22 protein-coding genes and 1 riboswitch are annotated in these 23834 nt (G+C 63.0%); of the genes, 9 read left to right on the forward strand and 13 right to left on the reverse strand.

What is annotated here, in order from left to right:
- Positions 1-19: 19 nt before the first annotated feature.
- The 4 genes from ACIQ3Q_RS02930 to ACIQ3Q_RS02945 all read left to right on the forward strand — a co-directional run bounded on the left by ACIQ3Q_RS02930 (position 20) and on the right by ACIQ3Q_RS02945 (position 3184).
- Positions 20-436 carry an energy transducer TonB gene (locus tag ACIQ3Q_RS02930; RefSeq protein ID WP_396267477.1) on the forward strand — a complete coding sequence of 139 codons (417 nt, stop codon included), beginning with the start codon at positions 20-22 and terminating at the stop codon, positions 434-436.
- Positions 437-504: 68 nt separating this feature from the next.
- Complete coding sequence (locus ACIQ3Q_RS02935) at positions 505-1707, forward strand: hypothetical protein (RefSeq protein WP_396267478.1); 1203 nt, start codon at positions 505-507, stop codon at positions 1705-1707.
- Between the two features lie 20 nt (positions 1708-1727).
- Positions 1728-2687, forward strand: a complete 960-nt coding sequence (locus ACIQ3Q_RS02940) for an MBL fold metallo-hydrolase (protein ID WP_396267479.1) — start codon at positions 1728-1730, stop codon at positions 2685-2687.
- Positions 2684-3184, forward strand: a complete 501-nt coding sequence (locus ACIQ3Q_RS02945; RefSeq protein ID WP_396267480.1) for a GFA family protein — start codon at positions 2684-2686, stop codon at positions 3182-3184. Before ACIQ3Q_RS02940 ends, ACIQ3Q_RS02945 begins: the two co-directional genes overlap by 4 nt.
- Here the strand turns inward: ACIQ3Q_RS02945 and eda are convergent, their stop codons facing one another.
- Both eda and edd read right to left on the reverse strand, forming a co-directional pair.
- A complete protein-coding gene (eda, locus tag ACIQ3Q_RS02950) occupies positions 3185-3805 on the reverse strand; it encodes a bifunctional 4-hydroxy-2-oxoglutarate aldolase/2-dehydro-3-deoxy-phosphogluconate aldolase (protein ID WP_396267481.1) in 621 nt (206 codons plus the stop codon).
- A 24-nt stretch (positions 3806-3829) separates the two neighbouring features.
- Positions 3830-5653, reverse strand: coding sequence for a phosphogluconate dehydratase (gene edd / locus ACIQ3Q_RS02955; protein ID WP_396267482.1), 1824 nt, complete (start codon positions 5651-5653; stop codon positions 3830-3832).
- A gap of 107 nt (positions 5654-5760) precedes the next feature.
- Here edd and ACIQ3Q_RS02960 point away from each other — a divergent pair, with 107 nt between their 5' ends.
- The gene (locus tag ACIQ3Q_RS02960; protein WP_396267483.1) at positions 5761-6414 is read left to right on the forward strand and encodes a gamma-glutamylcyclotransferase; all 654 of its coding nucleotides are present in this window, start codon (positions 5761-5763) and stop codon (positions 6412-6414) included.
- A gap of 18 nt (positions 6415-6432) precedes the next feature.
- Here the strand turns inward: ACIQ3Q_RS02960 and ACIQ3Q_RS02965 are convergent, their stop codons facing one another.
- A complete protein-coding gene (locus ACIQ3Q_RS02965; protein WP_396267484.1) occupies positions 6433-7050 on the reverse strand; it encodes an NTP transferase domain-containing protein in 618 nt (205 codons plus the stop codon).
- Positions 7051-7203: 153 nt separating this feature from the next.
- Here ACIQ3Q_RS02965 and pdxH point away from each other — a divergent pair, with 153 nt between their 5' ends.
- Positions 7204-7842, forward strand: a complete 639-nt coding sequence (pdxH, locus tag ACIQ3Q_RS02970; protein ID WP_396267485.1) for a pyridoxamine 5'-phosphate oxidase — start codon at positions 7204-7206, stop codon at positions 7840-7842.
- A gap of 248 nt (positions 7843-8090) precedes the next feature.
- Here pdxH and ACIQ3Q_RS02975 read toward each other — a convergent pair whose 3' ends face one another.
- The 7 genes from ACIQ3Q_RS02975 to ACIQ3Q_RS03005 all read right to left on the reverse strand — a co-directional run bounded on the left by ACIQ3Q_RS02975 (position 8091) and on the right by ACIQ3Q_RS03005 (position 15608).
- Positions 8091-10127 carry a TonB-dependent receptor gene (locus tag ACIQ3Q_RS02975; protein WP_396267486.1) on the reverse strand — a complete coding sequence of 679 codons (2037 nt, stop codon included), beginning with the start codon at positions 10125-10127 and terminating at the stop codon, positions 8091-8093.
- A gap of 121 nt (positions 10128-10248) precedes the next feature.
- Complete coding sequence (locus ACIQ3Q_RS02980; RefSeq protein ID WP_396267487.1) at positions 10249-10626, reverse strand: hypothetical protein; 378 nt, start codon at positions 10624-10626, stop codon at positions 10249-10251.
- 20 nt (positions 10627-10646) lie between these two features.
- Complete coding sequence (locus tag ACIQ3Q_RS02985) at positions 10647-11213, reverse strand: DUF3299 domain-containing protein (RefSeq protein WP_396267488.1); 567 nt, start codon at positions 11211-11213, stop codon at positions 10647-10649.
- Between the two features lies 1 nt (position 11214).
- Entirely contained in the window at positions 11215-12543 is a 1329-nt protein-coding gene (locus ACIQ3Q_RS02990) for an ABC transporter permease (RefSeq protein ID WP_396267489.1), read from the reverse strand.
- Entirely contained in the window at positions 12540-13202 is a 663-nt protein-coding gene (locus ACIQ3Q_RS02995; protein ID WP_396267490.1) for an ABC transporter ATP-binding protein, read from the reverse strand. Before ACIQ3Q_RS02995 ends, ACIQ3Q_RS02990 begins: the two co-directional genes overlap by 4 nt.
- A gap of 2 nt (positions 13203-13204) precedes the next feature.
- Positions 13205-13756, reverse strand: a complete 552-nt coding sequence (gene msrA / locus ACIQ3Q_RS03000) for a peptide-methionine (S)-S-oxide reductase MsrA (protein ID WP_396267491.1) — start codon at positions 13754-13756, stop codon at positions 13205-13207.
- A 277-nt stretch (positions 13757-14033) separates the two neighbouring features.
- Complete coding sequence (locus tag ACIQ3Q_RS03005) at positions 14034-15608, reverse strand: UbiD family decarboxylase (protein ID WP_396267492.1); 1575 nt, start codon at positions 15606-15608, stop codon at positions 14034-14036.
- 300 nt (positions 15609-15908) lie between these two features.
- Between ACIQ3Q_RS03005 and ACIQ3Q_RS03010 the strand changes: the two genes are divergently transcribed.
- From ACIQ3Q_RS03010 to nrdR, 3 genes are all read left to right on the forward strand, one after another.
- On the forward strand, positions 15909-16859 hold the full coding sequence (locus ACIQ3Q_RS03010; RefSeq protein ID WP_396267493.1) for a transglycosylase SLT domain-containing protein: 951 nt from the start codon (positions 15909-15911) through the stop codon (positions 16857-16859).
- 78 nt (positions 16860-16937) lie between these two features.
- A riboswitch (ZMP/ZTP riboswitch) is annotated at positions 16938-17078 on the forward strand.
- A 65-nt stretch (positions 17079-17143) separates the two neighbouring features.
- Positions 17144-18394 carry a serine hydroxymethyltransferase gene (gene glyA, locus ACIQ3Q_RS03015; protein ID WP_396267494.1) on the forward strand — a complete coding sequence of 417 codons (1251 nt, stop codon included), beginning with the start codon at positions 17144-17146 and terminating at the stop codon, positions 18392-18394.
- A gap of 27 nt (positions 18395-18421) precedes the next feature.
- The gene (gene nrdR, locus ACIQ3Q_RS03020; RefSeq protein ID WP_396267495.1) at positions 18422-18865 is read left to right on the forward strand and encodes a transcriptional regulator NrdR; all 444 of its coding nucleotides are present in this window, start codon (positions 18422-18424) and stop codon (positions 18863-18865) included.
- Positions 18866-19084: 219 nt separating this feature from the next.
- Here nrdR and ACIQ3Q_RS03025 read toward each other — a convergent pair whose 3' ends face one another.
- Genes ACIQ3Q_RS03025 through ACIQ3Q_RS03035 form a run of 3 tightly spaced genes read right to left on the reverse strand, consistent with a single transcriptional unit; the run spans position 19085 to position 23829 of the window.
- Positions 19085-19468 carry a type IV pilin protein gene (locus tag ACIQ3Q_RS03025; RefSeq protein ID WP_396267496.1) on the reverse strand — a complete coding sequence of 128 codons (384 nt, stop codon included), beginning with the start codon at positions 19466-19468 and terminating at the stop codon, positions 19085-19087.
- Positions 19469-19515: 47 nt separating this feature from the next.
- Entirely contained in the window at positions 19516-23280 is a 3765-nt protein-coding gene (locus ACIQ3Q_RS03030; protein ID WP_396267497.1) for a pilus assembly protein, read from the reverse strand.
- 15 nt (positions 23281-23295) lie between these two features.
- Positions 23296-23829: a hypothetical protein gene (locus ACIQ3Q_RS03035; protein ID WP_396267498.1), complete on the reverse strand. Its 534-nt coding sequence runs from the start codon at positions 23827-23829 to the stop codon at positions 23296-23298.
- Between the last annotated feature and the right edge of the window lie 5 nt (positions 23830-23834).

Consider the following 23834-nt stretch of genomic DNA (forward strand, 5'->3'; position numbering starts at 1 on the left):
TGCGAGAGTTGGCCTCCCCATGGCCTTATCAAAAGAGGCACAAGCACTTGTGCCTCTTTTTGTTATTGGGCTCTTTTTGCTTGGCTTCTGTTCATTAGCCTTCGCGCAGAAGGATCCAAGTTACGTCCCTCCATTTGGCTTAAAACCCCAGCCTCTCAAGCAGCCCAGAGAGTCCTGTCTGCGCCCCCAATATCCACAGGCAGCACGGCGGGCCGAAATCGAATGCGAGGTAGTCGCAGCTTACGACGTAGAGATCGATGGCACGATTTCTGATGCACGGATCGTCAAGAGCTGCGGGAACAGCAGAGAACACAAACTGCTCGATGAGGCAGTTATCTCCGCATTCTTGGGGTGCAAAGCTGTACCCGGCAAGTACAGTGATGGAGCGCCACTGAAATCGACTGGCAATGTCATGTTTCAGTGGAAACTGGAGTAGCGAAAGATGATGAATGGTCAATGCTTAGTTCAACGACTGTGCACAAACCGATGCCAGAAGGAAGATACATGAAACCATCGAGTAAGTTTTTCGTAGCGGTTGCGCTCGGCGCAGCTGTCACATTGACCCAAGCCCAAGCCATCCGCCCCGAAGTGGCCAAGCCGCTGAAGGAGGCCAGCGACATGCTGAAGGCAGGCAAGGCCAAGGAAGCGCTGGCCAAGGCCAACGTGGCCAATGGTGTGGGCGGCAAGACGCCGGCCGAGCAGTTCACCATTGACCGCATGCGTGCTGCCGCTGCCCAGCGCGCAGGCGACAACGGCGCTGCGGCCGACGCCATGGAAGACCTGATGAACTCAGGCAAGCTCAGCGCGGCTGAGCAAGCGCAAACCGCCGAGTCGCTGGCCTATGCCTACTCCCAACTGCGCAACAACGCCAAAGCCACGCAGTGGGTCAGCAAGGCACAGTCGCTGGGCAATAACAGCGCCACCTTGAAGCAACTGCAAGCCTATCTACAGGCCAACAGCGGCGACTATGGGGCGATTGCTAAAGACGCGGCTGCGGCTGTCTCCGCCGCTGAACAAGCAGGCCGACGCCCTGAAGAAAACGACTTGCTGCGCTTGGCTGACGCTTACTCGCGCACCAATAACGCAGCGGGTCAGGCCCAAGCCCTGGACAAGCTGGTGACCTATTACCCCAAGAAGGACTACTGGGCCGCAGCCTTGGGTCGCCTGCCGCGCAAGCCGGGTTTCTCTGACCGCTTTTCACTCGACGTGATGCGCCTGAAGCTGGCAACGGGCAACCTGGAAGCCACCAACGACTTCATGGAAATGGCCCAACTGGCCCTGCAAGCCGGCTGCAGCACGGAAGCCAAGCAAGTGGTCGACAAAGGCTTTGCCGCAGGCGCACTGGGCACCGGCACTGACGCTGAACGCCATAAGCGCCTGAAGGCCTTGGTGGACAAGCGCGACGCCGAGGACAAGGCGGGGTTCACTGCCAAATTGGCCGAAGCCACCGCCGCCAAGGACGGCAATGCCTTGGTGCAACTCGGCCAATGCCGCATTGGCGCCGGTGATGCCGCTCAGGCCGAGACCTTGATCGGCCAAGGTATCGCCAAGGGCCAACTCAAACGGCCTGATGACGCCAAACTGGCCCTGGGCCGCGCCCAACTGGCCGCCAAGCAAAAGGCCAAGGCCCAGCAAACCCTGCGCGGCCTGCAAGGTACTGACGGCATTGTGGAGCTGGCGCGCTACTACCAGGCCTTGGGCAACTGACGCCTTCCGCCATGAACGGCATGGACACCCCGCCCCCGCACGCCGAGGGCGGCGGTGTTTACACGGTCGATACCGGCTTTCAGCGCCCGGCCTTTGATGCCGCCTACTTGGTGGTGGATGCGGGCGAAGCCGCTTTCATTGACAGCGGCACCAGCCTTTCCGTGCCCAGGCTGCTCGCAGCACTGGACCACGTAGGCTTAGCGCGCAGCCAGGTGCGCTGGATCATCCCGACCCATGTGCACCTGGACCACGCCGGCGGCGTGGGTGAATTGCTGAGCCACCTGCCCCAGGCCCAGGTGGTGGTGCACCCCAAAGGCTTGCGGCATTTGGTCGAGCCGCAGATGCTCAGGAGCGGTGCGACGGCCATCTATGGTGAGGCCGAAATGCAGCGCTCCTACGGCCATGTGAGGCCCGTACCCAGCTCACGCATTCAGCCCAGCCATGATGGCGAGCTTTTGCCGGTCGGGCAGCGGCATTTGACCCTGATCGACACCCCAGGCCACGCGCGCCATCACCACTGCATTTGGGACCCTGTGACCGAAGGCTGGTTCACCGGTGACACCTTTGGCATTTCGTATCGCGAGTTGGATGTTCAGGGTAAAGCCTGGATCTTGCCGTCGAGCACGCCCGTCCAGTTCGATCCGGTGGCGCTGGCAGCGTCTTGGAAAAAGCTGCTCGCGAAGCAGCCGCAATGCGTCTATCTGACCCACTATGGCCGATTGGATGATGTGGTTCGACTGGCGGCGCTGCAAAGCGAAATGCTGGCGGAGGTTGTGCGCCTGGGTGATGCGTGCCAAAGCCTGGACGCGCCCGAGGCCGCGCTGCAACAAGGCTTGGCGCAGATCTATCTGCGCAGCCTGAGAGCCCATGGCCACACGGACAGCGATGAGCGCTTGCTGGGCGTTTTGGCGGTGGACATTCAACTCAACAGCCAGGGCATGGCCGTTTGGCTGAAATCACGGCGAGGTGGACTCTCATGACCCCTGCCCTGCCCCCGGTACAAGGCGGCTGCCTGTGTGGCCGCGTGCGCTATGAAGCCCGCCCCGACCACCGCGAAGCTTATTACTGCCACTGCCGCATGTGCCAACTGGCGTTTGGCAATACGCGGGCGGCTTACCTCAATCTGCGCAAAGACGAAGTCCGTTGGACGGGGGCAGAGCAGCCCCGTTTCTACCAAAGCTCAAAGTTCGCGCAGCGTGGCTTTTGTGGGCATTGCGGCACTCCCTTAACGTTCGAGTTCCTCGACTCCCAACGCATGGATTTGTCGATCGGTAGCCTGAATGACCCCGCAGCCTTCACCCCAGCCAGTCACTTTGCCATCGAGAGCCGCATCGCGCCCTGGCACGCCGAAGACGGCCTGCCGGGCGAACGGCTCGATGGCTTCGACGGCATCATGAACCGCTGGCGCGAGGCCTACGGCCCTGAGGCTGAAGCGGGGCTGGCGGCCGTGCAGGCCCAGCCCCATCCTGAGCGCTGATCAGGCGCGCAAAGCCTGCGCTTCTTGGGCCAATCGCGTGATGCGCGCCCAGTCGCCCGCCTTCACGGCATCGGCTGGGGTCAGCCAAGAGCCCCCGCACCCCTTGACATTGGGCAGGCCCAAAAAGTCAGGAGCGGTTTGCAGCGAAATGCCGCCCGTGGGGCAGAAAACCACGTCCGGGAAGGGACCGGCCAAGGCCTTGAGCAGAGGGATGCCCCCCGCCGCCGTGGCCGGGAAGAACTTCAGGAAGTTGAGCCCGTCGGCCTGTGCGGCCATGACCTCGCTGGCCGTGGCCACGCCCGGCAGCAGCGGCAAACCAAGCTCACGGCAGGCTGCGCCCACCTCGGCGGTGTAGCCGGGGCTGACCCCAAACACCGCACCGGCGGCCTTGGCGGCCCGGGCATCGGCGGCACTGCGAATGGTGCCGGCCCCGACGATGGCGCCGGGCACCTGGGCCATGGCGCGGATGGCGTCCAGCGCCACAGGCGTGCGCAGCGTCACCTCCAGCACTTTGACGCCGCCAGCCACCAGAGCCTGGGCCAGGGGCACAGCGTCTTCCAAGCGGTCGATCACGATCACCGGAATCACCGGGCCATGGGTCACCAAATCAAGCGTGTTCATCGTGTCTCGTTTTGCGGTTTCAAGTCAAAGCCAAGAGCAAGCGCCGGTCTCGGCGGTGCTGACATTGCGGCGCAGGCCGGCGAACAACTCGCGACCCAGACCGTGGGCGTGGCTGTCGGCCAGTGCGGCATCACGCTGGGCCAAGGGGCGGGCGTCCCACTCTGCAGCTTGCACCAGGGCTTCCAGGGTTCCGGCCACAGCGTCCAGGCGAACCATGTCGCCGGTACGCACCTTGGCCAGCAGGCCGCCCGCCAGCGCCTCGGGGCTGACGTGGATGGCGGCCGGCACCTTGCCGGAGGCGCCTGACATGCGGCCGTCTGTGACCAAGGCCACCTTGAAGCCCTTGCCCTGCAGCACGGCCAAGGGAGGGGTCAGTTTGTGCAACTCGGGCATGCCGTTGGCTTGCGGGCCTTGGAAGCGCACCACGGCAATGAAGTCGCGCTCCAATTCCCCGGCCTTGAAGGCAGTTTGAAGCGCTTCTTGGCTGTCAAAAACGATGGCCGGCGCCTCGACGATGTGGCGCTCCTCAGGCACAGCCGACACTTTGATCACCGAGCGGCCCACATTGCCGGTGAGGAGCTTCAAGCCCCCGGTGGCCGAGAAGGGGGCGGACACGGTGCGCACCACGCTGTCGTCGCCACTCTGAGCGGGCAGGTCTTCCCAGCGCAGCACACCGTCGTCCAGCACTGGCTTTTGGCCGTAGGCGGCGATACCGCCGGCGGCGACGGTGCCGACATGAGCATGCAGCAGGCCGTTCTCGCGCAACTCGCGCAGCACAAAAGCCGGCCCACCCGCCGCTTGGAAGTGATTCACATCGGCCGCGCCGTTGGGGTAGACCCGCGACAGCAGGGGGATGACACCGGAGAGTTCAGAGAAATCGCCCCAGTCGATCAAGATACCCGCCGAGCGCGCCACAGCGATCCAGTGGATCAGGTGGTTGGTAGAGCCGCCCGTGGCCAGCAAGGCGATCATGGCGTTGACGATGCAGCGCTCATCCACCAAGTGGCCGATGGGCAGGTCGCGCTGCTGGCGGGTCAGGCTCAATACCGTGCTGACGGCCTCTTGGGTCAAAGCTTTTCGCAGTGGGTCATGCGGATGAATAAAGGCGCTGCCCGGCACATGCAAGCCCATGGCTTCCAACAACATCTGGTTGGAGTTGGCCGTGCCGTAGAACGTGCAGGTGCCAGGGCTGTGATAGGCGGCCTGTTCGGCCTGCATCAGTTCATCGCGGCCGACCAGGCCCTGGGCCGCCTTCTCGCGCACCTTGGCCTTGTCGCCGTTGGACAAGCCCGAAGCCATAGGGCCTGCCGGCACAAACACACAAGGCAGATGGCCGAAGTGCAAGGCGCCAATCAAGAGGCCCGGGACGATCTTGTCGCAGATGCCCAGCAGCAGCACGGCGTCAAACACATCGTGGGACAGCGCGATGGCCGTGCTCATCGCAATGGTGTCGCGCGAGAACAGCGACAGCTCCATGCCGGGGTAGCCTTGGGTCACGCCATCGCACATGGCGGGCACGGCGCCAGCCACTTGCGCCGTGGCGCCGAGTTTCAGCGCGGTTTCACGAATCAGGGCGGGATAGCCCTCGTAAGGCTGGTGGGCCGACAGCATGTCGTTGTAGGCCGTGACGATGCCTAGATTGGGCGCCTTCTGCGCCACCACCTTAAAGCGCTCGTCCTTCGGCAAGGCCGCAAAGGCATGCGCCACATTGGCACAACCCAGGCGATCAGGGCCGGGCGCGCGCTGGCGCAGCGCGTCTACACCTTGGAGATAGGCGCTGCGGGTGGCAGCGCTGCGCTCGCGAATGCGTTGGGTGACGCCGTCTACAACAGGATGAAGTGCAGTCATAAGCGAGAGGCTTGTTAAGAAACAAGTTTGTAACCGATGCATTCATTATCGTGTAACTTGATTACATGGTCAAACCCCTGTCGCCGTTGTCGGTATGCTCGCGATTCATGGCTTCCTCGCTTCCGTCACCCGCCACTCACACCCTGCCCGGCTGGCGCGACCCGGCCCCTTTGCTCGCTGCAGCCCTGGAACATTGGCGAGCCAGCCAGCAGGCGCTGTGGATCTTTGGCTACGCGTCCTTGCTGTGGAAGCGTGAGTTCGACGCGATGGAGATGCGAGAGGCCGGTGTCGCAGGCTGGCACCGCGCCTTTCGGATGCGCTCGCGCGTCAACCGAGGCAGCGTGGACTGCCCGGGCCTGGTCTTTGCGTTGATGGCCGGTGGCTCTTGCGTGGGGCGCGTGTATCGCGTGCGTGCGGGTAGCGAGCGAGACGTGCTGCAAGCCCTGTGGGAGCGCGAAATGCCCACTGGCGTGTATGACCCACGCTGGTTGAGTTGCCGCACGCCGCAGGGCCGAGTTCAAGCCCTGGCCTTCACCTTGCCGCACCGCCACCCCTCGCACACTGGACGACTCAGCGATGCAGCCCTGCTGGAGATCTTTCAGCGGGCACGTGGCCGCTACGGCAGCACCTTGGAGTACCTGGCACAAACCGCCACGCAGTTGGAGCGCATGGGCATCCGTGATGCTGAAGTGCAGCGCCTGATGCGCTTGGCCGAGCAGTTGGAGACCAACCCAACACACGCCGACCCTCAGGCCCGCTGAGCGCCGCCCAGCCGCTCATCACGCTGCGGCAATGCCCATTTGGGTGCGCCACTGCTGGTGCAGGCGAGCGTGATCTTCCAAAGTGTCGATGTCTTGCAGGCTGCCCGGGTCGTTCACCTCGATGGCATGAGCGGGGTAGCGCGCCAAGATGCGACGTGCCCCTTCATCACCGGTGAGCGCCACTAAGTCGGAGTAGAGCTCACTGCCAAAACCCACGGGATGGCCCCGGCGCCCCTGCACCTGAGCATAGGCCAAAGCATGGCGCTTCAAGGCCTCTGCGACTTGCCGGATGGTCGCTGGCAAAAGCATGGGCATATCAGCCGGCACCATCAGCCAACCAGACGACGACGGCCGCGACGCCACCCCCGCAGCGATCGAATCTCCCATGCCACCACGGGGCGGCCCATCAGGCCCGCCCATGACCACCACGTCTTTACGGGCAATGTGGCGCGCGGCCTCCTCCGCAAAAGCAGGTGTGGTGACCACCACCACCGGCAAGCCGGTCAAGACGACATGGTGCAGGGTGTGGCCCAGCACGGTGCGCTCGCCCCAGGGCTCGGCCAGCTTGTGGCGTGCACCTGCATAGCGAGCCCCCTGCCCCGCTGCCAACACCACCACGACCGGACCCGACTTCATGCCAACACTTTCTTTCAATGCAGAGATAGCGCTCACCCATGAGCGCACAAGTGAGAGGATGCTGGCAGTCGCCCGCGCCGACCAGTCGTGGCTTCACCTAAGGCATTGCCCTAGCTGGCAATTGTCAGAGAGTCACAGACGTACACTGGCGTGATGAAAGACATAGCCCAGTTACGCAAGAGTTACGAACGTGCTGAGTTGGATGAGTCCTCCTCAGAACAAACGCCCCTGCTGCAATTTGACCGTTGGCTGAAAGAGGCTCTGGCGGCGGAACTGCCCGAACCCAATGCCATGACGCTGGCCACCGTGAGCGCCGAGGGCCGCCCCTCGACCCGCATCGTGCTGATCAAAGGCTATGACGAGCAGGGCATCGTCTGGTACACCAACTACCAGAGCCGCAAAGGGCAGGAGTTAGCTCATACGCCCTGGGCTGCCTTGCAGTTCCATTGGGTGGAGTTGGAGCGAGTGGTGCGCATTGAGGGCCGGGTTGAGAAGACTTCCGAGCAAGAGTCGGACGAGTATTTTCATTCGCGCCCGCTGGACTCTCGCTTGGGGGCTTGGGCTTCGCCGCAAAGCCAAGTCATCAGCTCGCGGGCCACACTGGTGGCCAATGCGGCGCAAGCGGCTTTGCGCCATGCGCTCAACCCGCCCCGGCCTCCGCACTGGGGGGGTTATCGCCTGAGGCCCGACCGTTTCGAGTTCTGGCAGGGCCGCCCCTCGCGCTTGCACGACCGCCTGGCCTATCGGCAAGACGAGCAAGGGGCTTGGCTGCGCGAGCGCCTCGCCCCTTGAGCTGAGCGTTAAACCTAGATCCGGCAGTTGGCCGCTGAATTCCGCTTGAATTCGCCCATGGATCAACAGCTTATGCTCACGACACTCTTCACCATTTGGGTGAAGCCGCTGCGTGGCCGCTGGTCTGCCGCTTCAGACCTCTGGCGTTGTTGTTCCCACCTGCTGGACGGACAGTCCAGCAGATGCTCACGCCTAGCCAGAGCCCTGCTTCTGCAGCCCCTCGACCACGCCCAACTGCCGAATCTAGGTTAAAACCGCGCCTGCAGTCCCAGTGTCCAGGCCCGCCCGGCCTGTGGCGACAACTCCCGCACGGTGCGCACCGCCGTGGCGTTATAGGCCAGGGCATTGCCCAGGTTGTCGCCCTTCAAAAAGGCCTGCCAATCCCCACCGGCCCACGGCAAGGTGTAGGTGGTCCACACATTGACCAAGGTGTAGGCCTGCGTGGCTGCGTCACCTTGCGAGACGCGGCGCTGTGCCCAAGCGTGCTTGACGCCCGCGCCCAGCGACCAAGCGCCCTGATGCGCCGCCAGGCCAAGGTTCAAGCGCATGGGCGCCAAGCGTGGCAGGGGCTCGCCGGTGCGGCTGTTCTCACCCCGGGTCCAATCCCAAGTGGCGGTGCCGTCAATGCGCCATTGCGCCCATTGATGGCGGTGCTTGGCTTCCAATTCCAGGCCCCACAAGTTGGCGGGCACGCCTTGGAAGGCGTAGATGGGAACGCTGAAGGGCTCGCCGTCCTCGCCCACTTCGCTGAAGGTCTCGCCGGTGGCGTCCAACGCAATGAAGCGGCCAAATCGCATGGCAAACACATTGGCCTTGATGAGGTTCGCGCCGCTCTGCCAGCTCACCCCCAGGTCCGCATGGGTGCTGCGCTCCAGCCCCAAGCTGGGGTCGCCACGCTCGTAGGCGGCAGTCGCCACATGCACGCCGTCGGCGTACAGCTCATAGTAAGCCGGCGCACGTTGGGTGGCACCGAGGCTGCCTGTCAGGCTCCATTGCGGCATGAAGCGCCAGGCACTGGCCAGGGACACACTGCCTGGGCTGAAGCTGCGCGACTGGGCGCTGCCAAAACGCGGCTCCTCTACATCGGCCGCGTCACCTTCTGAGCGCACCGTCACGCGCTCCACGCGGCCCCCCAGGGTCAGACTGAGCGGGCCAGAGCGCCACTCTTCCATGCCAAACAGCGCCAGCGAGCGGGTCCGGGTGCCGGGCACAAAAGCTTCTTCACCCAAGGCCTCGAAACGCATGGACTCAGCTTGCAAGCCCAAGACGCCCTGCCAAGCGCCTTGTGGGGCATGACGCGCCTCGAGACGAAGCGCCTGCCCACGGCTGGAGAAGGTGGTACCCACCTCACCGCTGCCCTCAATTTCTTGGTGCTGATAGCGGGTGTCTGAGAGCTGGAAGCTGAGCTTATCGACGAAGCCGCCCAGGCTTCGCTCGCCGGCCAAGGTGGTACGGCGACGGTTCATGTCTATGGTCACGTCGGGTTCCACCGTCACCCCATAGCGGTTGTCATAGCGGTCAAAGGACAGACCGACAAAGCCCTTGGCATCGGACCAGGAGACGCCCACGGCGCCGCCCCGCGCTTGAGCTGCCGAGTTGCGGACGCGATCCGTCGCCTCCAGGGTGTCGCCATCTTCTACCGGTGTAAAGCGCGGCGCCTTGAGGTCCGAGGTCTTGCGATCAAAGGCATCCACATGCCAATTCCTGCCCGGTGCGAGGCGGCCCTCGACCACCGCCGAGGCACTGCGCTCGCTGGCCGCCCCCCCGCTACGCAGTTCAAGGCGACCGCCCAGGTCGGTGATAGCTTGTTTGGGGATGCGGTTGTCGATGGTGTTAACCACCCCACCCGTGGCATTGCCGCCGTAGAGCAAGGAGGCTGGCCCGCGGAGCACCTCGACCCGCTCGATCACCAGCGGGTCCATGGCCACGGCGTGGTCATAGCTGAGGTTGGAGGCGTCGATGGTGGCGCCGGCGTTGTCCAGCAGTCGCACCCGATCACCGTCCAGGCCGCGAATGACAGGCCGCTGGCTGTTGGGGCCAAAGCCGCTAGAGGCCACACCAGCCACCCCTTCCAGCGTCTCACCCAAGGTGCTGGATTTTTTGAGCAGCAGACGCTCACCCGTCAGCACCGCGCTGGGTTGAGCCAACTCGGCTTGGCCTAAAGGGTTGCCGGTGACCACCACACGTTCGGTGGTGTTGTTGGCAGAAGTGGTTTGCGCAGCGCAGGCGGCTGCACCCAGGCACAGGCCAGCGGCCCATGCGGTCGGAATCATTGGAAAGTTCATGGCACCCAGGCACGCAGAACAAGGCTACAGCCTTGCTGACGTGCAAAAAGAAGAGGCAGGATGAGACGCACTCACCCCGCAACAGCAGCCCGCTCATTGGGGAGCAGGCAGGCACAAAAGCTCAACTTACAGGGTGAGTTGGGGGCGCGCGGGCCGCATAGCTGGCCACCATGCGCGCTGCAGCGCCTAGCCCTAAGGCCGTCGCCGCTCGGGGCGGCGCGGCCAGCACCACCGGCACGGCGGTGAGAGCCAAACCCAGGCCATCCGTGCAAGCGGCTTGGTCCAGCAAGCGGCACTCGGCAGTGCCAGAGCCATGTCCGTCATGGGCCGCTGCGTTGAACTGCGGCTGCGCGGCCCCCTTCAAGCCCGGCGCATGCGCCACGTGGTGCCAAGCGCCCCACAGCGAAGGCAGCACCACGGCCAAGACCAAGGCCCACAGCCACGACCAAGCCCGCCCGCGTGCGGTGCGGCGCAAGGTCTGAAGTGAACCTGGGCTCATGAGAAAAACGCTTCAGCCCCTCAGGGAGCGCTCACGGGTTGCGCACCCAAGATGCGGTAGTAGAGGCCATATGGGTCTTTGGGCAACACCGAGAGCTTGCCTTCGACCATGACCGGTTCCAGCGTGTACTTAACCGGCGTCAGCGTCTTGACCTCGACCAAGCCTTCAGGCCCAGAGGGGACACAGAAGGTGCAACTGGTGGGCACCGAAGACAGCAAAAAATGCTTTTGCTTATCGCCAGGCTCCAGCGGCATCATGAAACCCTGGACCTTGACCGTCTGGTTGTTCAAGGCCTGTACCGGCTTGGGAAACACGGGCACCAAGCGGTTGCGCTCGGGCCGGGTGGTCACCGATGACAGCACCGACCAGGACACCACACCTTCCTTCTCCTGCAAGGGCTTGAAGGGGCTGCGCGGGTCGTGATAGCCCGGACCGGTGCCCAACACGCCGGGCATCGGAGAGCTCAATACAGCCGCGCCGGATGCGGCGGGCGCTGCCGGTGCAGCCGTAGTCGCTTGAGCCATGGCCAGACTGGGCAAGCATGCACCCAGCAGCAACGCGATCGACAAGGTGTGAGGTGTGGTCATATCAATGTGGATTCTGCAGCAAACGGGTGACATCCAAGCGCGCAGCCCGCCAAGCTGGCAGCGCAGCAGCCAAAACGGCCAGCCCATAGGCGCCCAAGATCAGCCACAGCGACTGGGGGCTCCACCACCAGCCCGTCACAGGCATAGCGTGTTGCGCAGCCAGCATGCGGCCCAGCACTTCGGTGAGGCCGTGGCCCAGGGTCAGGCCCACGATCAAGCCCAAGGTGGCTAGGTTGAGTGCCTCCAAAAGCACCACTTTGGCGATCCGAGCGCGTGACGCGCCCAGCATGCGCATCATGGCCAGGTCGGGCTCGCGCTCACGCACCGCATGGTAGAGCGCGATGAACACCGAGGCCCCTGCCACCAGCACCAGCAAAAGGCCAAAGCCACGCAGCACCTCGATGCCCACGCCCACCATGCGCAGCAGGCGAGCGCTTTCCAGGGCCGGGGCGGCCGCCTGCAGGCCGTCTTGGGCATTGACCCAGCGTGGCAGGCTGACAGCTGCCAAGGGGCTGCGATAACGCACCAACAGCAGGGTAACCTCACGGTGCTTCAGGTCAGGCTCAGCAGCAGCGCTGAGCACCGGCACAGCTTGGGTCTTGTCGTGGTCATGATCATCATGTGAGTGGTCATGGTCCTTGTGATGATCATGGCCGTCTCGGGGTGGCTTTGACGCCGAAGCGGCACTGGCGACTGGCGGCGCCCCATGGCCATGCGCCTCATGCACGGCCCAGACGGAAGCCACATCCGTCAACACCAGGCGGTCAAGCACACAGGCGCAGCGCTGCAGCACGCCCACTACGGTGTAGGGCTCTCCTTCGTGGGCAGGGCCGCCTTGGCCCAGGCCATGCACACCCTCAAAGGTCTGGCCCAAGCCTAGGCCTTGGGTCTGCGCCACTTCGGCCCCCAGCACCGCCTGCAGCGGCTTTTGCCACCATTGGCCTTGGGCCAGTGGCAGCTCATACAACGCGGCATAGGCGGGTGTGGTGCCGGCGATGCGATAGCCCGCCAAGCTGTCTCCCAGCGAGAGCGGCACCACGGTCTCGACCAGGGGATGCTCCGTCAAGGTGGTGATGGTCGTAGCCGGGATGTTGCCGCTGGGCACATCCAGGTGAAACACCCCCGCCAAGATCAGTTGCAGCGGGCTGCCTTTGGCTCCCACCACCAAGTCGATGCCGCGCAAGTCACGACTGAGGCCACGCTCGACCTGCTCACTGGTCAAGGCCACCAAGCTGACCGCCGCCAACCCGAGGGCCAACAGCGCAATATTCAGCAAGGCCAGCAGAGGCCGTGCCCACAAAAACCGCCATGACAAGCGCCACAAGCTCATGCCAGTTCCAAGCCGGCCAAGGCCGGCAAACGCAGCACATGGGCCTCGGGCCAGCGCGTGAGCAAACGTTGATCATGGGTGGCGATCAGCAACGTGGCCTGGACCGCCTGAGCGGCTTCATCCAAGAGACGCAGGGCGGCGTCAGCATGGGCGTCGTCCAAGTGCGCCGTGGGCTCATCGGCCAACAGCAGCTTGGGCGAGCGCATCACCGCTCGGCCAATCGCCACACGCTGCGCCTGCCCCACGCTCAGCTCATGCGGCTTGCGCTGGGCCAGCGCCGACAGGCCAAGCTGCTGCAGGCATTGGCTGACGCGTAGCGTGTCCACCGGCAAGCCTGCCGACACAAAGGGCAAAGCCAGGTTCTCGCGCACCGTGAGGGCCTGCGCAAGGTGCAGGCGCTGCGGCACCAAGCCGACCTGCTGCCCCCGCCAAGCATCACGCTGGGCGGCACTCAGGCCGAGGGGGCGGGTGTCACCCACCGCAAGTTGCCCCTGTTGAGGCGTCAGCAAGCCCGCGAGCACGGCCAGCAAAGTGGACTTGCCACAGCCCGAAGGCCCACAAACCACGACACGCGCACCCTGCGGTGCTTCAAAGTCTGCAAACCCAATCGGCTTGGCGCCGCCCGCCCACGCCACGGAAAGCCCCGTCCAGGTCAACATGATCAGGCCTTGAGGAGACGCGTGAAGCTGCGGCGGAACTTGTCCACCTTGGGCGCCACCACATAGGCACAGTAGCCCTGTTGGGGGTGCTGGGCGAAATAATGCTGGTGATAGGCCTCGGCGGGCCAGTACTGCGCCAGTGGGCACAGCTCGGTCACGGCCGAGCCGCGGCCTTCCGTTGCCAACGCAGCGTTGACCTCGGCCAGCACGGCTTGAGCCACTTGGCGCTGCTCATCCGTGGTGGCGTAGATGCCCGAGCGGTACTGCGTGCCCACATCATTACCCTGCCGGTTCAGTGTGGTGGGGTCATGGATGAGGAAAAACACTTCCAGCAGCTCGCGCAGGCTGACTTGCAGCGGGTCGAAATGAACCTGCACCACTTCGACATGCCCCGTTGTGCCTTCGCACACCTGCTCGTAGGTGGGTGCGTGGACATGGCCATTCGCATAGCCCGACTCCACGCGGATCACGCCGCGAACCTGCTCATAGACGGCCTCAAGGCACCAAAAGCAGCCCCCGCCCAGGGTGATGGTGGAAGAGTTTGAATCGCTCATGCGCCGCATGATAGTGGCTGCGCAATGCCATGGCATGAACAAGCCTAAGCACCAACTGGCCGCGTGACCAGGGCACCTATGCGAGCCAGAAACAACGAAGCCCCGACCAGCGAACCGGGCGGGGCTTGTGGAAGGCTAACCCTTCCAGTGAGGATCCGGCGAGTATCGGGCCGGGGCCTCAACAGCGCGGGAAGTGCGCCGTGGTGAATGCCTCCTCAAGAGGCAGTGCAAGCGTAGTCCAAGTCTGCGCGGACAACAAGCCCCGAGTGCCTATGGTTTACAAATTTCTGGCGCCAGCGGCCCAGTCGCCCATTTGTGCCAGCACACCGTCAACCCGCGCCAGCACATCGGCGTCCATGGCGATCACCCGCCCCCACTCTCGGGAGGTCTCGCCGGGCCACTTATTGGTGGCGTCCAAGCCCATCTTGCCGCCTAGGCCACTGACCGGCGAAGCGAAGTCGAGGTAGTCAATCGGCGTGTGTTCCACCAAGGTGGTGTCGCGAACGGGGTCCATGCGGGTGGTGATGGCCCAGATCACGTCTTTCCAGTCGCGGATGTTGACATCCTCGTCCGTCACCACGATGAATTTCGTGTACATGAATTGGCGCAAAAAGCTCCACAGGCCAAACATCACCCGCTTGGCATGGCCCGGGTAGGCTTTGCGGATGGAGATGACGGCCATGCGGTAGCTGCAACCCTCGGGCGGCAGATAGAAGTCCACGATCTCCGGAAACTGCTTTTGCAGGATGGGAACGAAAACCTCATTCAGGGCCACACCCAGCACCGCAGGCTCATCCGGCGGCTTGCCGGTGTAGGTGGAGTGGTAGATCGGGTCGCGCCGGTGAGTCAAGCGGTCGATCCGGAAGACGGGGAACCAGTCTTGTTCGTTGTAATAGCCGGTGTGGTCGCCGTAGGGGCCTTCCAATGCATGGAGGTAGCCATTGACGGACTTCAGCGGCACGCCGTGCTCGCTGACGCCCACCCAGCCCTCTGGGGACGGTGGGATATGGCCTTCCAGCACCATCTCGGCGCGGGCCGGCACTTGTAGCTTCAGATCGCCCTCGCCCACTTGGGTGTCGGCCAGCTCGGTGCGGCCACCGCGCAACAGCCCGGCAAATTGGTATTCGCTGAGGCTGTCCGGCACAGGCGTGACAGCCCCCAAGGTGGTGGCGGGGTCCGCCCCCAGCGCCACCGCCATGGGAAAGGGCTGACCCGGGTTGGCACGGGCAAACTCGCGGAAGTCCAAGGCGCCGCCGCGATGCGCCAGCCAGCGCATGATGACCTCGCGCGTTCCAATCACTTGCTGCCGATAGATGCCCAAGTTTTGGCGCCGACGCGGACGGGCCACCGATTGTGGGCCGCGGGTCACCACCAAACCCCAGGTGATCAGCGGTGCGGCATCACCCGGCCAGCAGTATTGAATGGGCCACTGGGTGAGATCGACCTCTGAGCCTTCGAGCACCACCTCTTGGCAAGGCGCATGGCTGACCTTGGCGGGCTTCATGTCCCAAACGGCTTTGGCCATGTCCCAGAGCTTGCCCGCTTCCTTGAGCGACTGCGGTGGCTCAGGCTCTTTTAACGCCGCCAACAGGCGACCCACATCACGCAGGTCTGACACCGACTCCGCACCCATGCCCAGCGCCACGCGACGTGGCGTGCCAAAGAGGTTTCCGAGCACCGGGCTGCTGAATCCCGTCGGGCGCTCAAACAGCAGCGCCGGGCCTTCAGCCCGCAAGACTTTGTCGCACAGCGCGGTCATCTCCAAGTGCGGAGACACCGGCACGCTGACGCGCTGCAACTCCTTGCCACGTTCCAATCCGCTGATGAAGTCTCTTAAATCACGGTATTTCATTGAATTGAGTAATAAGAGGACGTTTCTTTATGCTTGACTGGTTATTTGGGCACTCTCTACAATGCGCCAACGCAAACCATTACGGGTTAACCCTGGCTCCGTCGTTTTGAGCCCTTTAGGGAAAGCCCCTCCCGCCGCCGGGTCCCTGTCCACAGAGTGGCCAGTGCCCCATAGGCAGACGATTATCGCCACTGCAAGCCACCCTGCTGGGCACCCATGCCCCGATGGCCCCGATGTGCCTAGGGCACTTGTAGTGCGACGCAAAGGAAGCTGATGCCCCAGGTTCAATGGATCAAGCGCATGGTGACGAGCAGTCAAAACGCCATCACGGTGTTTGCTAAAGATGTCGGCCACGGTCTGCTCGAAGTCAGCCACAACATGCTGGCCTTGGTGGGCCTGTTGGTGATTGCCATCGCCATGTTTGCCGCCGGGCGTGCAGACCTGCGCCTGAGCATGGAGCGTGAAGTGCTGGGCTGGCTGCAGGAGCGGCATGGTGGCCAAGCAGGTGTAGCGGTTGCCGACTATGTAGCGATGCCGGATGACCCCGAGCACCTGTCACTCGCCCGCGCCTTGGCGGTGGACCCCGCTCAACTTACCCGCCAACAAGCGGCCGTGACCACTTGGTTGTCCCGCCGCTACCGCGTGGCCCCTGAGCCGGTGGCGCGCATTGTTCAAGAAGCTTGGCATGTGGGCCAGAAGGCCGGTATCGAACCGACATTGATCTTGGCCATCACCGCCATTGAATCCAGCTTTAATCCTTTTGCGCAAAGCCCAGTGGGTGCGCAAGGGCTGATGCAGGTGATGACCCGGGTGCACAACGACAAGTACCAAGCCTTTGGCGGCAAGTTGGCCGCCTTTGACCCCGTGACCAACCTGCGCGTGGGCGTGCAGGTGTTGCGTGAATGCATCGCCCGTGCCGGTAGCCTAGAAGCCGGCCTGCGCTACTACGTAGGTGCAGCCAATTTGGACGACGATGGCGGCTACGCCGTCAAGGTTTTAGGCGAGCAGCAATATCTGGAGCGTGTGGCGGCAGGTCAAAGCGTGTCGGTCACTGCCCCCATGGTCATGGTGGCTTCCGGCACTGCAGCCGCTTCGGCGCCCGCAACGGTGCCGGTGTCCCTGCCCTCGGTGTCCCCCTCGGCTTCATCCGCCCAAGACGCGCCCAACACCGGCAACACCACACCCAAGGTCAATGAGGCCAGCGACACGCCAGCGCGTGAGCAAATCGCCCTGGCTGACGTGGTGCGTTGAGCCCTGCGGCATCGCCGCCACGCTGCGGCCCTTTGCAGCCTTCTGGGCTGCGCTGTTCCGCTGAGGGGCGCTACACTTCACCCACTGCGCGACTGGCGATAAGTCAGCGCTGCCGGCGGCCCTGACCGTCGCAGCCTGGCGAGGTGGATCACCACTAGGAAGCGCGGGGCCGAGGCCTCTGCGCCTGGCTTCAGACAGCCGTTCGCCTGGGCAACCCACCCTTTGTGCTTCTTTGTGAGGCCGCTGCGGCTGGGCTCATCCGCCCTGACTTGAAGGAAATCTCCATGTTCGACCGTACCCAATCGACCCTGTCCAACGTCGATCCCGAACTGTTCGCTGCCATCCAAGCTGAAAACCAACGCCAGGAAGAGCACATCGAGCTGATCGCCTCCGAGAACTACACCTCGCCCGCCGTGATGGAAGCGCAGGGCTCGCAACTGACCAACAAGTACGCTGAGGGCTACCCCGGCAAGCGCTACTACGGTGGCTGCGAAAACGTTGATGTGGTCGAGCAACTGGCCATCGACCGTGTGAAGCAGTTGTTTGGCGCCAACTTCGCCAATGTGCAGGCGAACTCCGGCTCGCAGGCCAACCAAGCCGTCTTCTTCGGCCTGCTGCAGCCTGGCGACACGATTTTGGGCATGAGCCTGGCCGAAGGCGGCCACTTGACCCACGGCATGCCGCTGAACATGTCGGGCAAGTGGTTCAAGGTGGTGAGCTATGGCCTGGATGCCAACGAAGCCATCGACTACGAGGCCATGGAAGCCAAGGCCCGTGAACACAAGCCCAAGCTGATCATCGCCGGCGCCTCGGCCTATGCCTTGCGCATCGATTTCGGGCGCTTCGCCAAGATCGCCAAGGAAGTCGGCGCCTATTTCATGGTGGACATGGCCCACTATGCCGGCTTGATCGCTGCAGGCGCCTATCCCAACCCCGTGCCCCACGCAGACGTGGTGACCTCTACCACCCACAAGAGCTTGCGCGGCCCGCGCGGCGGCATCATCTTGATGAACGACGAAGCCATCGCCAAGAAGATCAACAGCGCCATCTTCCCCGGCATCCAAGGCGGCCCCTTGATGCACGTGATTGGCGGCAAGGCCGTGGCCTTCAAGGAAGCGCTGACGCCCGAGTTCAAGGCCTACCAAGAGCAGGTCGTCAAGAACGCCAAGGTCTTGGCAGAGACCTTGATCGAGCGTGGTCTGCGCATTGTCTCGGGCCGCACCGAGAGCCATGTGATGCTGGTGGACCTGCGTCCCAAGAACCTGACCGGCAAAGAAGCCGAGGCCATCTTGGGCGCCGCCCACATGACCTGCAACAAGAACGGCATCCCGAACGACCCGCAAAAGCCCATGGTCACCAGCGGCATCCGTCTGGGCACACCCGCCCTGACCACCCGCGGCTTCAAGGAAGAGCAAGTGCGCGCCACCGCTCACCTGATTGCCGACGTGCTGGACAACCCGCATGACGCCGCCAATATCGCGGCCGTGCGCGAAAAGGTCTCGGCCCTGACGCGTCAGTTCCCGGTCTACCGCTAAGCCGCCACCCAGCCCCGACGTCGCACCATGCGTTGCCCCTTCTGCGCCCACGATGAAACCCAGGTGGTGGAGACCCGTGAGTCGGACGAAGGTGACGTGGTGCGGCGGCGGCGGCGCTGCACCAAATGCGATAAGCGCTTTACCACCTATGAGCGGGCCGAGATTGCCCTGCCCGCCATCGTCAAGCGCAGTGGTGCCCGTGTTGAGTTTGACCCGGCCAAGCTGCGTGCGTCGATGACCTTGGCGCTGCGCAAGCGCCAGGTGAGCATTGAGCAGGTGGATGCTGCCATCGAGCGCATCCAAGACAAACTCTTGGCCAGTGGCGTGCGCGAAGTCCCCTCCACGCGCATTGGCGAGTTGGTGATGCGGGAGTTGAAGCGGCTGGACAAAGTCGCCTATGTGCGCTTTGCCTCCGTCTACCGCAGCTTCGAAGACGTCGACGAATTCAGTCGGCTGATCAAAGAGATCTAAGGAAGCTCTGCATAAATCGGGACGAGGCCGGGTAGTGCGGATCGGGATGGGTTGCAAGGCGCAGTTCTCGCCAATAGCCGTAGCTATTGGCGAGAACTGCAACGCCGCAGACCGCCCGAGCCCGCGCTAGCCCGGGCCGGCCTGATTTGTGCAGAGCTTCCCTAAAGCACAGGTTGGCGCCACAGGGCGCTAACGCCACGAGCACCGCTGGCCGGTGCCTTAACGCCAGCAGTCCGCCACCTCTTTGGTGCCTGATTCGCCCTTTACGCCTTTGTGATCCAGACTGAGATTGCCGCAAGCGGCATCCGTCAGACGCGGTGTAGCGATCAGCTTGAACGCGTACTCATCGGCGGTGGTGGTCGCCGCATCCAGGCTGATGGTGTAGTGCTTGTTGCTGTCGCTGGCACCCTTAGGCGCGGCCAAATAGTCGGCAGGTAGCGCCGCATCCTTGAAGGTGTTCTTGGCGGCGTAGTAGCGCTGCATGTACTGCGCGGCTTCCATCAGCACGGTGTGCGCGTCACTGCGACGGCTACGCTGCACGTACTCGGTGTAAGACGGATAAGCAATGGCCGCCAAGATACCGATGATCGCCAGGACGATCATCAGCTCCACTAAGGTGAAGCCGCGTCTCCATGCCGCCGCAATCGTCCTCATTTGGGTTGGGGCGGGGAAATGATCTGTTTCCATACGCGGTCCGATATCTTGCAGTTCAGGTTAACGCAGTAAGTGCGCCAGTTGATGGACTCGGTCGATGAGTTCGAACTCCCACCGGGTTCGCCATCAGTGCCCTTGCCAATCGTGCGGGTGATGAAGTCCACGCCATCAGATTCCGACTCATAGCCTCCGGCTAAGACGTCTTTCTCGTCAAAGACACCGTCCTTGTTGAGGTCTAGACGATCGTTCTTGTCCACCAAGCCATCCCCATTGATGTCCAAAACAGGACGCTCGTAGACCTCACCCGAAACAGCCAAAAACACGAAGTTGTAGCCTTTGCCCGATGTGCTCTCGCAAGGCGCGGGGTCTGGGCTGGGCTTAACGGTGTAAAAGAAAGCGAACTCATCCACCATCTCGACCGGATAAATCACCCGCTGCCCGCCAGCAGTGGCGTTGCCCGCCGTGCCCCCCGGCAAGGTCAAGTCCATGTACCAGCCCCGGTGGGTATCCCAGTTCATCTTGTTGGAAGACGTCTGATAGAAGGTGCGTTTGCTGCCATCGGTCTGGGACACAACGACCGGCCTGGTGGTAATCGCCTGCTGCAAGAAGGCACTGCGCTGATTGCTCAAGCTGTCCCAAGGTGCTTCAGTGCTCGACGGCCCACCGTTGGTGCGATCCCAGACACCATACAAAGACTGCATGTCGTTGTTGTTGGGGTCCGACTCATCCAGCAGCTTACCGGTCCCAAACACAATCACCTGCCCACCCATAAAGTGGGGCGCAATGCTGGGCTTGACGGTGATGGGCTGGGGGCGGCCCGTGCCGTCTTTGGCTTGGAACAGGGGCTTCTCTCCAAAGCCAATCCGCCAATCTGTGACCTCAGGCTTGTCGTCGAAGTCCACACGCCAGACTTGTCCCTTGAGGTCTACGCCATAAATGGCGATCAACTCGCGCTCTGCATTCCGCAGCACGCGAACGCCGGTCAGGCCGTTCCCCCCTGTGGTGTCCAGTTCCTTCCGGTGCAACTGGCGAGACTCCAAATCCACTGCAAACAGCACCGCATTGCCAGAACTGCTATGGGTGCCATTGCCGAAGAAGGCATACCACTTGCCCTTGACACGCCCCAACTCTGGAGCCGTGTTGATATGGCCGAGGTCAGGGTTGCCTTCGTCAGAAAAGTCCCAGAGCACTTTGCTGGCGGCTGTCGCCGGGGCGGCCAACTCAGCGGGATTGGTGACATCCAAGGCGTAAACCCCACGCCCGCCTGACCCCAAGGTACCGATCAACACATTGCGCCATTGGCCCCCGATACATGCATCGCTTTCAAGCATCGGGCCATCCACAAAGTACTGATGAGGCTTGGCGTCCGTACCGTAGCCCTGATCGGCCAGACCAGCCGCTTTACGCTGCACACCCTTGGGCATGTAGGCGAACTTCTCTGCGCCTGTGGTGGCGTCAAAGCCGTGCAAGAAACCGCCACCACCGCCCAGGTAGACCATGCCGTCGCGCGCCGCTTTATTGGCCACAAAAGTGGGGTAATCGTTCCAGGTGTAGCCCATGTTCACGAGGTTCTTCACGTAAACCGGCGGGGCATTCACAAAAGCGGGCAACTTAGCGCCATCCCGGGCGCGCAGCTTGTCGCTGGTGACGCCTTCATTGCTGGTGTCGCCACGCAAGTAGTCGATGATGGCATCGGTTTGGGCGGTCCCAGCAATGCGTTGCTTCAGGGCAGTGTCCATGCTGATGTTGAAGGAGACCGCAGCCTCAGCCGTGCTGCCGGTGTTCCAAGTCAGCATGGTGCGGGCATCCCAAGCAGGGCGCTGTGCAGAGGCTTTCCACTTGTAGTCCTCGCCTGACTTGAAGACCAAACCGCCTTTGCCGTCCGAGACCAACTCGTAGGCCTTGAGGTCACCGTTCCAAATGCCACTCTGATAGCTCGGCACGAACTTCAGCAGACCGGCTTGCGCCACCGAACCAGACCCAGCCACCCCCGCGTCCACCCGACCAGCCGCACTGGCGCGCCCAATCGCCTGCTGGAGCGCCAAGGTCAGCTCGCTGGAATTGCTGGCTCGAAAGAAGTCTCCACCGGTGTTGACGGCCGCATGAAACAGGTCATCGATCTTCTCGGCCAAGATGGTGTCGCCGCCCGTGCCGGGATTGGGCCAAGACAAGCTGCCGCTGCGCAGTTGGGCCACCGTGCTCTGCCGCTCGGCTGCGGTGCCGGCCGGCAACTGGCCAGAAACACCCAGGCCTACGGTGAACTGGCCTAAGTGCTGCCAGGAGTTGGGGTCGGCTAAATCTCCCGTCAGGGGAGACACTTTGTTGGGAATGGAGGCCGCCAGATCACGCACATAGAAGTAAGACGCGTAATCGGCCAGGGTGTTGCTGAAGCTGTCGCTGAAAGGCCGTTGAGCCAGGTATTGGTCGGCCAGGTTGGGATACCGGGCCTGCATGTCTGCTTCCAGGGTCTGCTTGGCACCATTCGAGCCATCCACATTGCCCAAATTGATAGCCGGGTCACCGTTGTAGTACCCATCGGTCATCAGGATGTTGTAGGAGCGACGGCAGGACAAGGTCTCGCTGTAGGCCGAGGAGCCCGAAGGTGCTGGGTCGGTGCGCCACGGGCTGCCGGTGCTGCGCGAGCCCAAGCTAGCGCCGTTGTCCCCTGCGAAGGTGAAGTAGCTTCCCACTTGCAGCAGCGCGTTCTTCAGAGGGGTGCCTGAGACGGCCACCATAGCCTGCAGGTCGGTCAGCAAAGTAGTGCGGTGGCTGCCGGAATAGTCACGCACACCTTTGCGCACCACGGAAGTGCTGAGCCCATCCACAGTTTGGGCGCCGGAGTTGATGGATGCCGTGCCAAAGCGCGGCGCTGTGGCCGGGTTGGCGCCTCCGATCACCTCGGAGATCGCCGCCTTGGTCAGCAAGATGCGCGAGCGGTAGAACTGAAACCAGTTGGCGAAATTCTGGCGCTCCTCGGCTTGGGTGCATTTGCTGCCCGCGCAATCGGTGCGGGCTGGGTTCTTGACGGCGGCAGAGTGCGCCGCTCCGTCGTTGATGTCGTACTCGTCGTAGCTGGCCGCAAGGTTGGGGTTGGCACCGGGCTTGAGCACATAGTAGAGACCGGGATACCAAGGCCTTTGGGCAAGGTCGCACTGGTTGTAGGCCACACACCAATACCGAGAGGGTGCATTGCCGCCCCATTGCATGCCGGTAAGGTTGGTGGTCAGGTCCACGGTGTTGCTGGGGTAGTTGACCACCGGGTCCCAACGTGCGGCCGTGGGTGATGCGTTCGCAAAACGAGTGCCGTCTGGTTTGTACCAAGGCAGATAGCGCACGGCCGGGTCGTAATAGATGCGGTTGACAGCCGCCGAGCGCATTTGCCGTTGAAAGACGTTTTGATCACCCTTGACCGCCTGGGCTACCGCATAACCCATGACCCCTCCACCCAGGTAGGCCTGGTGCGTGGGGTCAAAGATGTAGATATCCATGAAGTACTGCCACGTCGGATTGGTGTACTGCGACGGGAAGGTCACGGTGAAGCCATTGACGGTGGTGGTGCCTTCAGGGATGTAGTTCACCTGCATCGACCCTGAGTCGTCGACGGTGATCATCATGTTGGGCGCCGGGGCCTTGGCCGCTCGGTTGAGCAAAGGTGTCTGCGCAGGGGCAGCCTGCACCGTAGAGGCCAGCGCGAACAGCATGCCGCTCAAGGCATAGGCCCAGAGCGTTTCGGAGCGGGGGGTTCGGATGTGCTTGTTCATGCTTTCCTCCTGGGATCAAGAGCCACTGGACGAACCCAAGGCCACGGTGGACTGCAGCCAGACCACCGATCCGGTCTTGGTGCGCCCTTTGCTGTCGGCGCTGAAATCTGGGCTGAAGCCGCGCGCTGTCACGTAGTAACTCTGGCCACCCGCAATACCGGTCGCTTCCACCAAACACTGCGGCTTGGTATTGGGGGTGATACTGCTTTGAGTGGTCTTCAAGACACTTTCTGGCACCACCACCGCTTTGACATTGGCGCCAAACCAGTTGTCGAAGTTCTCCCACAAATAGTCCGCCCCGGAAGTAGCAGGTGCCGGATGCAAGACGATGTCGCGGTCGGCTTCAGGCAGATCAATCTGCGACTCGCAGTACCGCAACCCCAGTTGCGCAGCCTGCATCGCAAAGTTCTGAACCCGCGCGTTGTTGGCCACCATGTCGGAGTTGAGTGAGCCACGCATGATGGCGATGGAGGTGAATCCAATCACCACCAGCATCACCAAGGCCACGATCAAGGCCACACCCTGTTGAGAACCTGTTCGGACTCGCATCATGG

This window comes from Ideonella sp. (assembly GCF_044358605.1).
Lineage (GTDB): Bacteria > Pseudomonadota > Gammaproteobacteria > Burkholderiales > Burkholderiaceae_C > Ideonella.